Source organism: Bradyrhizobium sp. S3.12.5 (assembly GCF_040548225.1).
Classification (GTDB): Bacteria; Pseudomonadota; Alphaproteobacteria; order Rhizobiales; family Xanthobacteraceae; genus Bradyrhizobium; species Bradyrhizobium cytisi.
Window position 1 is genome coordinate 56404 of record NZ_JBEPRF010000006.1, and the last position, 13416, is coordinate 69819.

At 64.6% G+C, this 13416-nt stretch carries 9 protein-coding genes; 6 read left to right on the forward strand and 3 right to left on the reverse strand.

Features of this window, described 5'->3' with window-relative positions:
• Positions 1-199: 199 nt before the first annotated feature.
• Positions 200-2707 carry a penicillin-binding protein 1A gene (locus ABIC09_RS10015; RefSeq protein WP_148748771.1) on the forward strand — a complete coding sequence of 836 codons (2508 nt, stop codon included), beginning with the start codon at positions 200-202 and terminating at the stop codon, positions 2705-2707.
• A 41-nt stretch (positions 2708-2748) separates the two neighbouring features.
• Here the strand turns inward: ABIC09_RS10015 and ABIC09_RS10020 are convergent, their stop codons facing one another.
• Positions 2749-5997: an autotransporter outer membrane beta-barrel domain-containing protein gene (locus ABIC09_RS10020; RefSeq protein WP_354109163.1), complete on the reverse strand. Its 3249-nt coding sequence runs from the start codon at positions 5995-5997 to the stop codon at positions 2749-2751.
• 368 nt (positions 5998-6365) lie between these two features.
• Between ABIC09_RS10020 and prfB the strand changes: the two genes are divergently transcribed.
• The 5 genes from prfB (at position 6366) to ABIC09_RS10045 (ending at position 11254) form a co-directional block, all read left to right on the forward strand.
• A protein-coding gene (gene prfB / locus ABIC09_RS10025) for a peptide chain release factor 2 (RefSeq protein ID WP_354109164.1) occupies positions 6366-7497 on the forward strand; the annotation gives its coding sequence in 2 pieces (ribosomal slippage) (positions 6366-6434 and positions 6436-7497; 1131 coding nt in all).
• Between the two features lie 2 nt (positions 7498-7499).
• Positions 7500-8381: an NAD(P)-dependent oxidoreductase gene (locus ABIC09_RS10030; RefSeq protein ID WP_354109165.1), complete on the forward strand. Its 882-nt coding sequence runs from the start codon at positions 7500-7502 to the stop codon at positions 8379-8381.
• Between the two features lie 63 nt (positions 8382-8444).
• Positions 8445-8900: a hypothetical protein gene (locus tag ABIC09_RS10035; RefSeq protein ID WP_354033475.1), complete on the forward strand. Its 456-nt coding sequence runs from the start codon at positions 8445-8447 to the stop codon at positions 8898-8900.
• A 90-nt stretch (positions 8901-8990) separates the two neighbouring features.
• Positions 8991-9902, forward strand: a complete 912-nt coding sequence (locus ABIC09_RS10040; RefSeq protein WP_354109166.1) for a DMT family transporter — start codon at positions 8991-8993, stop codon at positions 9900-9902.
• Between the two features lie 104 nt (positions 9903-10006).
• The gene (locus ABIC09_RS10045) at positions 10007-11254 is read left to right on the forward strand and encodes an ABC transporter substrate-binding protein (RefSeq protein WP_354109167.1); all 1248 of its coding nucleotides are present in this window, start codon (positions 10007-10009) and stop codon (positions 11252-11254) included.
• Between the two features lie 38 nt (positions 11255-11292).
• Here the strand turns inward: ABIC09_RS10045 and ABIC09_RS10050 are convergent, their stop codons facing one another.
• Together ABIC09_RS10050 and ABIC09_RS10055 are read right to left on the reverse strand one after the other, a co-directional pair.
• Complete coding sequence (locus tag ABIC09_RS10050) at positions 11293-12678, reverse strand: glycosyltransferase family 4 protein (RefSeq protein ID WP_354109168.1); 1386 nt, start codon at positions 12676-12678, stop codon at positions 11293-11295.
• Positions 12675-13415 (reverse strand): ABC transporter ATP-binding protein, encoded by a 741-nt coding sequence (locus tag ABIC09_RS10055; protein WP_354109169.1) that lies wholly within the window; start codon positions 13413-13415, stop codon positions 12675-12677. The genes ABIC09_RS10050 and ABIC09_RS10055 overlap by 4 nt, the downstream gene beginning before the upstream one ends.
• Between the last annotated feature and the right edge of the window lies 1 nt (position 13416).

The window sequence follows — 13416 nt, forward strand, 5'->3', positions numbered from 1 at the left end:
CGGACGCTTTATAAAACCGGCGCAGGGGGTTCCGGAATCGACGAGAATCCCGTTTCGGCAAGCGTCTTTCGGTCCGGCATCGATGGTATTGAGTAGGCCGGGGAGTTCGCGACGTGAGGATGGCGTCCGTTTGGGGCGCCTTGAGGCTGATCTTGGTCTGCTCTTGGGCCGATCCAGGGATTAAACGGATAAACACATAATGCGCTTGCTTGTGCGGTTCATGGGCTTCCTGTTCGCCGCGGGAACGGTGGTGTTCCTTGTCGGTGTCGGTGCCGTGGCAGGCCTGATCTGGCATTTCTCCAAGGATTTGCCCGACTACTCTCAGCTTCAGGATTACGAGCCGCCGGTGATGACCCGCGTGCACGCGGTCGACGGCTCGCTGCTCGGCGAATACGCCAAGGAGCGGCGGCTGTACCTCCCGATCCAGGCGGTGCCGAAACTCGTGATCAACGCGTTCCTCGCCGCCGAAGACAAGAATTTCTACGAGCATGGCGGCATCGACTACACCGGCATGGCCCGCGCCGGCCTGGTCTATCTGCAGAACTACGGCTCAAACCGCCGTCCGCAGGGCGCTTCCACGATCACCCAGCAGGTCGCCAAGAACTTCCTTCTGACCAACGAGGTCTCGTTCGCGCGCAAGATCAAGGAAGCCTTGCTCGCGATGCGGATCGAGAAGACCTATTCGAAGGACAAGATTCTCGAGCTGTATCTCAACGAAATTTATCTCGGCCTCGGCGCCTACGGCATCGCAGCCGCCTCGCTGGTCTATTTCGACAAGTCGGTGAACGAGCTCACCGTGGCGGAAGCCTCATACCTCGCGGCGCTGCCGAAGATGCCGGCGACGCTGCATCCGGTGCGTAACCGCGACCGCGCCATCGAGCGCCGCAATTACGTGATCGACCGCCTCCAGGAGAACGGCTGGATCAAGCAGGCCGACGCCGACAAGGCGCGCAAGGAGCCGCTGGCCGTCACCAACCGCTCCAACGGTGCCCACACATTCGCCGGCGAATATTTCGCCGAAGAGGTCCGCCGCGACATCTTCGAGCGCTATGGCGAGAAGAAGCTGTATGAGGGTGGCCTCTCGGTGCGCACCACGCTCGATCCGAAGATCCAGGTCATGGCGCGCAAGACCATGGTTGCCGGCCTCGTCAACTATGATGAGCAGCAGGGTTATCGCGGCGCCATGAGCAAGCTCGATATTTCGGGCGACTGGGGCGTGAAGCTCGCCGAGATCAAGTCGCTCTCCGACATCTCGCCGTGGCGCATGGCGGTGGTGCTGGAAACCAGCGACCAGTCGGCGCGGATCGGCTTCCAGCCGAACCGCGAGCTAGGCGGCGCCGTCAGCAAGCAGCGCGAGACCGGCCTGATCACGCTTGACGGCGTCAAATGGGCGAAGGCGGCTTCGGGAGCCGGGAAGGGCAGGGCTGCCACGGGTGTGTCGCAGGTGCTCCAACCCGGCGACGTGATCTATGCCGATCCGCTCTACACCAAGGAAGGACAACCGGTCGAAGGCCAATACCGCCTGCGCCAGATACCCGAAGTATCGGGCGCGATGGTAGTGATGGACCCCTGGACCGGTCGCGTGCTCGCAATGGTCGGCGGCTTCTCGTTCGACCAGAGCCAATTCAATCGCGCCACCCAGGCCTACCGGCAGCCGGGATCGTCGTTCAAGCCGATCGTCTATTCGGCCGCACTCGACAACGGCTACACGCCCTCGACCGTCGTGCTCGACGCGCCGATCGAAATCGATCAGGGCCAGGGCGCCGGTGTGTGGCGGCCGGAAAACTTTGATGCCGGCAAGTATATGGGTCCGATGACCTTGCGCAATGCGCTGCGGCTGTCGCGCAACACGGTGACGGTGCGGCTTGCGCAAGACATCGGCATGCCCCTGATCGGCGAATATGCGCGCCGCTTCGGTGTCTACGATGAGCTGCCGAACTATCTCTCCTATGCACTCGGCGCCGGCGAAACCACGGCAATGCGCATGGTCACGGCCTATTCGATGCTCGCCAATGGCGGCCGCCGCGTGAAGCCGACCTTGATCGACCGTATCCAGGATCGCTACGGCCGCACCATCTTCAAGCATGACCAGCGCGAATGCCGCGGCTGCGACGCGCCCGGCGGCTGGAAGAACCAGGCCGAGCCGCAGCTGATCGATCGTCGCGAGCAGGTGCTGGACTCGATGACCGCCTATCAGATCACCGAGCTGCTGGAGGGCGTGGTCCAGGCCGGTACCGCGACCGTCGTGAAGGAAGTCGGCAAGCCGATCGCCGGCAAGACCGGCACCACCAACGAGGCCAAGGACGCGTGGTTCGTCGGCTTCTCGCCGGACATCGCAGTTGCCATCTACATGGGCTACGACAAGCCGCGCTCGCTCGGCAGAGGCAATGCCGCAACCGGCGGCCATCTCTCTGCCCCGATCGCGCGCGATTTCCTCAAGCTTGCGCTTGCCGACAAGCCCGCGGTCCCGTTCAAGGTGCCGGCCGGCATTAAGCTGGTTCGCGTCGTCTCCAAGACCGGCATGCGCGCCGGCCCCGGCGAGACCGGCGGAACCATTCTGGAAGCCTTCAAGCCGGGTACGGCGCCGCCGGATAACTACTCCGTCATTGGCGTCGCTGATGCTGACGGCCGCGGCGCGCCGGGGGCGCCGCAGCAGCAGCCGGATTCCGGCTTCTTCATGCGGCCGGGCACCGGCGGGCTGTACTAGGACCGGTGGGCTGCACTGAGCGTGAGCGGACCGTCTTCATCTCACCACGCATACCGTACGACGCCCTTGCCGGCGTAGCTCCTGGTGAGCTGAGAGAACTCGCCTTCGAAGGTGCCGGCGGCGGACCAGCCGTTCAGCCATTTCTTCTCGACGGAGGCGGTGACGAGCGCGGAGTCGCTGGCCTGCGCGGCGCCGCCAACGACAAAGGATGCGCCCGGCAGCGTCTGGAACGTGGCACCGATGTTGCGGTCAGGGTTGAAATCATGCGCCCATGCCAGGCGACCGCGCAAGGTGAGGATGCCGTCCGCCATCGCATATGATTTGTCGGCGCGAAGGCCGAGTTCGCTGCGCGTATCGGTGACACTCTTCGAAGCGTAGGCGAGCGCAAAGATGTTGGTGCCGACGACGGCCTGCTCGGCATAGGCTGGCAGATCGAACGTGGTGAACTGGCCCGCGGCGTAGGGCGTGATGCCCACCCCGCCCATCCATGGGCTGACAAAACGATAGCCGCCTTCGACGCGACCGGACCACGCATTGGCGTTGAACTGCGCGCGCAACTGGTCGATGCCGGCGACCGTCACGGTGCGGTTGGTGGTGATGTCCTGCCAGCCATAGGCCAGCGCGCCGGAGAAATAAGCCGCACCCGCATTGTGCCGGATGAAGGCGCCGGCCTGGAACAGGTCGGAGCGGCCCGAGCCTCCATTGACGACGCTGAAGTTGGTTCCGCCGCCCGCGAGCGCAAAGCCTGCCAGCGTGTACGGCGAGAGTCGATAATCGGCGCCGACCGCGGTGCCGGCGATGCGGCTGGTGGTGTTGTTGGAGCCGAGTGCCGCATTGCCGTCGGTGGTCTGCGAGCCGCCATAGCCCGCCGCCCACACGCTCCAGCGCTGCGCGAACGGATCGGCCATGGCGGGCGCCTTGGTGAACATCGCATTGGCGTCGCGCGCCGCACCGGAGCGCGGCTTGTCCGGCGAGGCGTAGGCCGATGCTCCCGCCGATGACCCCGCCGAGACCGGATCGCCGCGACCGTCGATGAAGGGATCGGTCAGCAATCCCATGAACTGGTTCATCGCATTGAAGGTGGTCTGCTGCGAGCCGGTCGCGGTCTCGCCGGAGGTTTGCGACAGCGCGGCTGAAAGATTGCTGCCGCTGAGACCAAACAGCGCGACAAAGCCCGGCGGCAGCGCGCCGCCATTGTTGAAGAAGGTGTTGAGCGTGGCCGCGACGGCCTGCGGATTGCCCGGCAGCGAGGTGCCGGCGCCGAGCGAGGCCGTGAGGTTCAGCAGCACATCGGACGGCGTGTAGCTCAGGCCGACGTTGAAACCGGGCAGGCCGCCGCTCACGCCGCTGAAGGTGGTGCCGCCGAGGCCGGCCGCCGACAGGATGGTGTAACTCTTGCCGACATAGGCTCCGGGCAGGAAGCTCGCCTGCACGGTGCCGCCGCTCAGGCTCGCGATGCCCGTGACATTGGCGCGGTCGGCGGCCGATGGCGAGACCTCGACGCGGTAGATGCTGCCGGCGCCGAACGCCAGATTGCCGCCGACCGTCAGCGTGCCGATCGAATTGCCCGGCGCGAGCACGCCGCCGGAGTTGATGGTGGTATTGCCGACGGTGCCGTTGCCGCCGAGCACGCCGCTATTGTTCACCGTCACCGCCGAACTGGCGATGGAGCCGTTGACCGCCAGCGCGCCGCCATTGACCGTGGTCGGCCCGCTATAGGTGCTGGTCGCGGTCAGGATGGTGGTGCCGTTCTCCGCCGTCACCGACCCCGCGCCGGAAATGATCGGGGCGAATGTGTAGTTCGAGGCGGTGTGGTTGAAGACGATGCGGCCGGTGCCTGCCCCGAACGCGACCGAGGGTGTGGTCAGCGTGCCGGGTGCGGCCGCGGCCTGGCCGGAGGCGGCACCGATGTTGAGCGTGCCGGTCGAGGCGGGCTGATTGGCGATGGTCATGCCCGCAGCCACCGAGACGGAGCCGCCGTTCCGGATCGTCAGCGTGCCGACGCCGCCAAAGCCGACATAGAGCGTGTCGGAATTGGTCCAGGACGAGCCGGCGCCGTCAACCGTCACGGTGCCGGTCGCATTGACGCCGAGATAGCCGACGACGTTGCTCACCTTGCCGCCGTTCCGGATCGTCAGCGTGCCGGTGCCGGAATCGCCGACAACGAGCGAGCTGGAATTGGTCCAGGCCGAGCCGGCGTCCTCAACCGTTACGGTCCCGCTCGAGCCGAGATCGAAGCCGAGATAGCCGGTGACGTTGCTCACGTTGCCGCCGTTCTGGATCGTCAGCTGACCGATACCGGAAGCGCCGACCCAAAGGACGCCGGAATTGGTCCAGGTCGAGCCGGCGCCGTCAACCGTCGCGGTGCCGGTCGCATTGACGCCGAGAACACCGTCCGAGGCGCTCACGTTGCCACCGTTCCGGATCGTCAGCATGCCGGCGCCGGAATCGCCGACATAGAGCAAGCCGGAATTGGTCCAGGACGAACCCGCGCCATCAACCGTCACGGTCCCGGTCGAACCGACATTGACGCCGATATCGGCGAAGGCGTTGCTCACGTTGCCGCCGTTCTGGATCGTCAGCTGACCGATACCGGAAGCGCCGACCCAAAGGACGCCGGAATTGGTCCAGGTCGAGCCGGCGCCGTCAACCGTCGCGGTGCCGGTCGCATTGGCGCCGAGAACACCGTCCGAGGCGCTCACGTTGCCACCGTTCCGGATCGTCAGCGTGCCGGCGCCGGCATAGCCGATATCAAGTTCGCTGGAATTGGTCCAGGACGATCCGGCGCCGTCAACCGTCACGGTACCGGTCGAGCCGAGATTGAGGCCGAGATAGCCACGGACATTGCTCACCGCGCCGCCGTTCTGGATCGTTAGCGTGCCGGTGCCGGAATTGCCGACAGTGAGGTTGCCGGAATTGGTCCAGGTCGAGCCGGCGCCGTCAACCGTCGCGGTGCCGGTCGAGAGGGCGTTGAAGCCGAGATAGCCGACGACGTTGCTCACCGCGCCGCCGTTCTGGATCGTCAGCGTGCCAGCGCCGGAAGCGCCGACAAAGAGAAAATGCGCCTGCGCGCCGGCCGCTCCGACCACTGTGGCATTAGGCGCTACCGTGTCGATATTCACGGTGTCCGCAGCGGTTGGAAGAACGCCGGCCGACCAGTTGGTGGTGGTGAACCAGTCGGTTGAGGTCGTGCCGGTCCAGTTGTCGTCGGCGCGCGATGGCGTCGATGTCGCCAGCAGGACCAGTGCGAGCGCGGCCATTGTGGTGCCGAGCAGGCGGCGACGCAACACGGCTTGGTTCCGGTCGCATCCGCGGGCCGGAGTCGCCGTGACGTGTGACATTCCCAACAAGCCCCTGTTGCAGTCCGGCACACACGCCGCCGTGAGAGCGTGCCGGATATGCCGCCCCGCAAAGGTCATTTCATCCAAGAGATCAGAAGGTTCCATATGGGGTCCATGCCCGTCAATCCAGCCGGGCGCGATAGTCCACAAATTCACGCTGTGTCACTTTTTAGATACAACTTCATCGCGAAGCACGCCGCCGAAGAGCCGGCCGTCCCGCACATGAAAGCCCGCGAGCCGATTGCGCTTTGCGGCGTCCGCCGCTACATCCCTCGCACGCCAGCCAGCAGCGGTTCGCACCGCAGATCAGAGAGACCATGCGCGCCGAAGTCGAACGCCTTGTAGAAGAGATCAAGCAGTCTGTCGGGCTGCTGAGGAGGCATCTTTGACGTCGAGAAATCGACGGCGCGCCTCGCTGAGCTGAACAAGCTCGCAGAAGATCCCAATCTCTGGAACGATCCCCAGAAAGCCCAGAGGCTGATGCAGGAGCGAACCTCGCTGGAGGATTCGCTCTCGGGCATCGGCAAGGTCGAGCAGGAGCTCGAAGACGATATCGGCATGATCGAGCTCGGCGAGGCCGAAGGCGACGCCGGCGTCGTGGCCGAAGCTGAAGCTGCACTCAAGAATCTCAAGAAGGAAGTCGCCCGGCGCGAGCTTGAGGCGCTGCTGTCGGGCGAGGCCGATCGCTTCGACTCCTATCTCGAGGTCCATGCCGGCGCCGGCGGCACCGAGAGCCAGGACTGGGCGCAGATGCTGTTGCGCATGTACACGCGCTGGGCCGAGACGCACGGCTTCAAGGTCGAATTCCTCGAAGAGTCCGAGGGCGAAGAGGCCGGCATCAAGTCCGCGACCATCCAGGTCTCCGGCCACAATGCCTATGGCTGGCTGAAGACGGAGGCCGGCGTGCACCGGCTGGTGCGCATCTCGCCGTTCGATTCCAATGCGCGGCGGCATACGTCTTTCTCCAGCGTGCAGGTATTCCCTGTCATCGACGACAGCATCAAGATCGACATCAAGGAAGCCGACGTCCGCGTCGACACCATGCGGTCGGGCGGCGCCGGCGGCCAGCACGTCAACAAGACCGAATCCGCGGTGCGCCTGACGCATATTCCGACCGGCGTCGCGGTGGTCTGCCAGGCCGGCCGCTCCCAGCACAAGAACCGTGCGCAGGCCTGGGACATGCTGCGCGCGCGGCTTTACGAGATCGAGCTGAAGAAGCGCGAGGAGAAGGCCGCCGCCGACCAGGCCGCCAGGACCGAAATCGGCTGGGGCCACCAGATCCGCTCCTACGTGCTGCAGCCCTATCAGATGGTGAAGGATCTGCGCACCGGCGTGCAGACCTCCGACACCTCCGGCGTGCTCAACGGCGAGCTCGACGACTTCATGGCCGCGACCCTGGCGCAGCGCGCCTTCGGCACCACCGGCGCCGACATCGAGGACGTGGACTGATCATGCCCCGCGTTGCCTTCATCGGATTGGGGCGGATGGGCCATGGCATGGCCGGCCGCTATCTCGATGCCGGTTTTACGGTGACGCTGTGGAATCGCAGCAGGGCAAAAGCAGAAGACCTGATCGCGCGCGGCGCGCATTGGGCGACTTCGCCCGAGGATGCCGCGATCGATGCCGACGCGGTCGTGACCATGGTCGCCGATGACGAGGCCTCGCGCGCCGTCTGGCTCGGGCTCAACGGCGCGGCCAAGACGGCCAAGGCCGGCACCATTGCGATCGAGTGCTCCACCGTTTCCTATGATCATGCGCGCGAGATGGGCCGCGAGCTCAATGCGCGCGGGCTGATCTACATCGACTGCCCCGTGACGGGATTGCCGGATGCGGCCGCGGCCGGAAAGCTGACGTTGCTTGCCGGCGCTGACGCGGCCGACCTCGAGCGGGCGCGCCCGTTCCTCGAACCGATCGGCTCGACCATCCGCCATTTCGGCGCGGTCGGATCCGGCACGGTCTACAAGCTCATCAACAATCTCCTGGGCGCGATCCAGATCGCGGGCCTCGCCGAGGGCCTCGCGATCGCCGAGCAGGCCGGGCTCGACATGAAGCTGGTGCTGGAGTCGATCCAGGCGGGCGTCGCCGCCAGCCCGCAGGTGCAGCGCCATTCCAAGCGCATGGTCGCCCGCGACTTCAGCGGTGCCACGTTCACGGCCGCGCTCCGGCACAAGGATGCCGCCTACGCCGTTAAGCTCGCGGAGAGCCTGCTGGCCGACAAGCTGCTGGTCTCGCGCGCCGCCGTCGAGTCCTACGCGCAGGCCAGGGCCGCGATGCCCGACGATGACGAAGGCAAGATGATCGAGCTGGTCTCGCGGCCGAAGAAGCCGTTTTAGCCCGTCTTCGGCTTGATTACAGATCCGATGAATGATGTCTCACTCGCCACTGTCTGAGGCGGCATGTTGATGCGGTTGTCATTTCGAAAACTGAACGAAGGGTGGAATGCGGAGCCAAACGCCCCGTATCCTCACGTGGCCGTATCAGGTCATGATGTGCTTCTACGCTTCGTGCTGAATCCGTTTCAGTTCACCTCCTTTGCGGAGGGAGATGAAGGCGTCCTTCGTTTCGTGAATTGCGCCCGTTATCGCTTGGGAGCAACGAACGATGAGGGGTGGTCTCGCGGGCGGTGCCGCTACAGTAAGTTGGCGCCAAGCTGGGGCGAATTCTACGAGATCGTAGGTCCTGATCCGCATTCGATGGACCCGACGGATTGGAGGATGACGGGTGGAGCTTCAACTTCGTCCCGTCACTTCCTCTTCTATTTTCGCGATGAGACATTTGAGTGCATCGCCGCCGAATGGGCCTTCGAACCTGCACCGGACAATGCTCTGATCCGCAAACTGTGCACCGATTGAGCCGAGCCTTGGTTCCGAGTCCACATCTAGTCGGAAATCGGGTGGCGCCATCCGTCAGCCCGAACTAGTCCGTCCGCCGAGGTGAAATGGATGCCGCCGAACGACAATCGGATCGACGCGCGAGACTGGTCGCTGCTTGCTGTGCTCTCGATCCTCTGGGGCGGGTCGTTCTTCTTCAATGGCGCGGCGTTGCGGGAGTTGCCGCCGCTGACGCTGGTGTTTTTGCGCGTTGCCCTTGGCGCGGCCATTCTGCTGCCGTTGCTGCGTGTGCAGGGGATCAGCTTTCCCAAGGGCGCGAGGGGCTGGCGAGCCTTTGTCGTGATCGGGCTGTTCAACAATGTCATTCCGTTCTCGCTGATCGTGGCCGGCCAGACTTTCATTCCAAGCGGACTGGCGTCGATCCTGAACGCGACCACGCCGCTGTTCACTGTGCTGGTGATGGCGGCGGCGGGTGAAGAGGCGTTGCAAGCGCGGCGGGTGGCCGGCGTGGCGCTGGGCCTCGCCGGCGTGGTCATCCTGCGTGGGTGGGGTGTCGAGTCGCGCGCCGGGCAGGGGCTCGGCATCCTGCTCTGCCTTGGCGGCGCGCTCAGTTATGGTTTTGCGGCGCTCGCCGCGCGTCGGCTGCTGAAGGACTCACCGCCACTGGGAACGGCCACGTTTCAGCTGATGGCGTCGACGGTGATGATGGCGATCGTCGCCGGTGCAGTGGAGCAGCCGTGGCGTCTTCCTGTTCCGGGTCTTGCGACCTGGCTTGCCGTGCTGGGCCTCGCTGCGCTCTCGACGGCGCTCGCCTACATCGTCTTCTTTCAGATCATACGACGCTCAGGCGCGAGCAATGTGATGCTAGTGACGCTGCTCATTCCCGTGACTGCCATTCTTCTGGGATGGCTGGTGCTGCGCGAGCCGATCTCCATGCGAGAGATCGCCGGCGCGGTCGTCATCGGCAGCGCATTGATCGTGATCGACGGACGGGCTGTGAGAATGCTGCAGCGCGTGGGTTAAGTTCCTGAGCCAGCGTTTCACTCCGCGGAAAATCCTGCCGCTTGCCAGTCGCCGGCCGCCTTGCGACACTCCCCTCAAAACAAGACTACATAGGGGAGAGAACGATGCCGGGTCGTCGCAAAAGCCTTGCTGCCCTCGCCATGCTTGCTGCCGGAGTGCTCGTCACGACACCGGCCGTGGCACAGACCTTGGCGCAGAAGACATACGATCCCGGCGCCACCGACACCGAAATCAAGATCGGCAACATCATGCCCTATAGCGGACCGGCGTCGTCCTATGGCGTGATCGGCAAGACCGAGGCCGCGTTCTTCAAAATGATCAACGATCAGGGTGGCATCAACGGCCGCAAGATCAACTTCGTCAGCTATGACGATGCCTACTCGCCGCCGAAGGCGATCGAGCAGGCGCGCAAGCTGGTCGAGAGCGACGAGGTGCTGCTGATCTTCCAAGCACTCGGCACGCCCTCGAATTCCGCGATTATGAAATACATGAACGCCAAGAAGGTGCCGCAGCTCTTCGTCGCCTCCGGCGGCACCAAGTTCGGGGACCCGAAGAACTTTCCGTGGACCATGGGCTTTCAGCCCAACTACCAGAGCGAGGGGCGGATTTACGCAAAGTACATTCGCGACAATTTCCCGAACGGCAAGATCGCGGTGTTCTGGCAGAACGACGACGCCGGCAAGGACCAGTTCAAGGGCCTGAAGGACGGGCTCGGCGACAAGGCCAGCATGATCATCGCCGACAAATCCTATGAGGTCAGCGATCCCTCGATCGACTCGCAGATCGTCGCCTTGCATGATTCCGGCGCAGATATCTTCTTCTCATGGGCAGCGCCAAAGGGCTCGGCGCAGGCGATCCGGAAGGTCGGCGAGCTCGGCTGGAAGCCAAAGTTCTTCCTGGCCAACACCGCGACCTCGGTCGCCTCGGTCCTGAAGCCTGCCGGCCTCGACTATGCCAAGGACATCATCTCGACCGTCTATCTGAAGGACCCGACCGATCCGACCTGGGACAAGGATCCGGCCGTGATCAAATGGCGCGAATTCATGGACAAATATTACCCTGACGGCGACAAGGCCAATTCCAACAACATCTACGGATACGTGCAGGCCGAGGCGATGGCGCAGGTCCTGAAACAGTGCGGCGACACGCTCACGCGCGACAACGTCATGAAGCAGGCGGCCAACCTGAAGAACTTCCACACCGACCTGATGCTGCCCGGCATCATGGTGAATACCTCGCCGGACGATTATTTCCCGATCGAGCAGATGCAGCTGATGCGCTTCAACGGGCAAGCCTGGGAGCTGTTCGGCGACGTCATCACCGGCGAGGTCGGTCACGAACGCAGCCAGTAGTCAGGGTCGGGCGTTGCGCGGTCGAAGCGTGGCGACGGTCATGCCGATTGCGCCGCGACGAGGCGTTCCGGGGCCAAATGTTGCCCGAGGAAATCGCGGGCCTGGGTCTGGTAGCCGAAACGCTCGGCAAGCTCGGAGCGGCGCGCGCGGATTCGGCCACGACATTCCTCCTGCCGCGCCAGCACGCGGGTGACGGAGGCCACGATCGACTCGGTCGCGAACGGATCGAAATAATCGGCGAGCTCGCCCGCGACCTCGCGGAACACGGCGATGTCGGAGCAGAGCACCGGCGTGTTTGCAGCCAGCGCCTCGATGATCGGCACGCCAAAACCTTCGGCGAAACTCGGCATGATCAGGCCATGCGCGTCCGCGATCAAAGCGGCCTTCTCGTGCTCGTCGACATAGCCGGCGAAACGAATGTTTGGCGGAAGGTTGCGCATCCGGCTGATCTGGCCGGCCAGGCCGATCACCACCAGATCGGCCTGGGGGATGTTGCGGAACGCGCGAATGACGGTGGCGACGTTCTTGCGCGGCTCGTTCGAGACGATGACGACAAAGCTCGGCCGCCCCGGACGCCCCGACGGGGCTGGGAGGTGCAGGACATCCGGGGCGTCGAACCGGGTGCGGGGATACACGACCCGCGCCGGCAGGTGCGCAAATTGCGGTAACAGATCCCTGAACCGCATCATGCTATAGTTTGAAACGAAGGCGAGCTCGTCGGCCTGACGCAGGCTGGTGAGCAGCCGTGACAGGAACAGCCGCGTTGCGACGTCGCTGAGCTTGAGATCGGTGAGCGGCAGCAGATCGTGCACGACGCAGATCACCTTGGCATCCGGCCTGCGTTTCACCGACACCCGTGTCGGCGTGTCGATAACGATGACGTCATAGTCGCGCGCGTCGATCCGTGGCGGCGGCAGCAGGAAGAAGGCCGAGGAGTCCTGATAGCTGTAGAATCCGGGCTCGAGCTGGAAGTCGCGGAACAGCTCGAGGTGGCGCAGATCCGGCGGGATGTATTCGAGCGCCGCGGTGCTGTTCTCGATCAGCCGCGCGTGCAGGCCGCGCAGGCCGATCGCACGCTGGAAGCAGGCGATATAGTCCAACGACACCGACATGGTGGCCTTGTGGCGGACCCAGTCGAGCGTGCGCCGCAGGCCGCCGCGCGTCGCCGGCTCGCTCATGTTGATCTCGTCGAGGAATCGATAGAGCGCCAGGAGCTCGATATTGCGCGACTGCGTCGGGAACAGCTTTGTGCGCCGCTCGCGCCGGCGCAGCTTGCGGTAACGCCGCGTGGTCTCGACCAGCAGGGTGAGATCATGGCCTTCGGCTGCGAGCGAGCGCATCAATTCGCGGGTGAAATGGAAGATGCCGCGCTTGTGGTTGGGCTCGCCGAGCGCCTCGGACACGACAAGGATGTTCTGTTTCATGCGCGTTGCTCGCGGAGCTCGAAGGAAAAGGGCGACGGTGGCTCGACCGCGACGGTCGAGGCGATGCGGCCGTGGTCGAGATTAATGATGCTGGTGCAGGTGCGGCGCAGCAGCGGCTGGTCGTGCGAGGCGATGATCACGATCGCGGCCTGCGAGACCAGGTTCTGCAGCCGCCGCTCGGCCTTCTCGGCAAAATGCTCGTCGACCACGCTCAGCCATTCGTCGAGCAGGAGGATGTCGGCCGGAAAGGCGGTCGCGGTCGCGAACAGCACGCGCATCAGCATGCCCGAGGAGAACATCCGCAACGGCAGCCGCTGCATGCGCTCTTCGAGCTCGGTGAAGGCCCAGATCTCATCGAGCACGGCGCGTGTCGGCTTGCGGCCGCTGATCCGCAGCAACAGGGCGATGTTGTCCTCGGCGATGAAGTCGAGGTTCACGCCGGCATTGAGGCCGAGCAGGGGCACGACATTGCCGCTGACCGCGACGCGGCCGCTGCTCGGCGGATAAACCCCGGCGATCAGCCGCAGCAGCGTCGACTTGCCGGAGCCGTTGGGGCCGGCAAGCCCGATGCGCGCGCCGGCCTCGGCTTCGATCGTGACATTGTCGACCGCGCGGATGATCCGCGTCTCGCCCTTCTCGCGGATGAGGTGGCCGAGCAGGCGCCGCTTCAGCGAGAAGTCGTAGGCACCGTAGAGGGGATAATCGAGACAGACATTGTGCAGGTTGATCGAGGCCATC

What these genes read in the sequence shown, in the direction of transcription:
- ABIC09_RS10030 (WP_354109165.1), top strand. Translation starts at nt 7,500, where the DNA reads ATGCCCCGCGTTGCCTTCATCGGATTGGGGCGGATGGGCCATGGCATG.
- ABIC09_RS10035 (WP_354033475.1), top strand. Translation starts at nt 8,445, where the DNA reads ATGTTGATGCGGTTGTCATTTCGAAAACTGAACGAAGGGTGGAATGCG.
- ABIC09_RS10040 (WP_354109166.1), top strand. Translation starts at nt 8,991, where the DNA reads ATGCCGCCGAACGACAATCGGATCGACGCGCGAGACTGGTCGCTGCTT.
- ABIC09_RS10055 (WP_354109169.1), bottom strand. Translation starts at nt 13,415, where the DNA reads ATGGCCTCGATCAACCTGCACAATGTCTGTCTCGATTATCCCCTCTAC.
- ABIC09_RS10050 (WP_354109168.1), bottom strand. Translation starts at nt 12,678, where the DNA reads ATGAAACAGAACATCCTTGTCGTGTCCGAGGCGCTCGGCGAGCCCAAC.
- ABIC09_RS10015 (WP_148748771.1), top strand. Translation starts at nt 200, where the DNA reads ATGCGCTTGCTTGTGCGGTTCATGGGCTTCCTGTTCGCCGCGGGAACG.
- ABIC09_RS10045 (WP_354109167.1), top strand. Translation starts at nt 10,007, where the DNA reads ATGCCGGGTCGTCGCAAAAGCCTTGCTGCCCTCGCCATGCTTGCTGCC.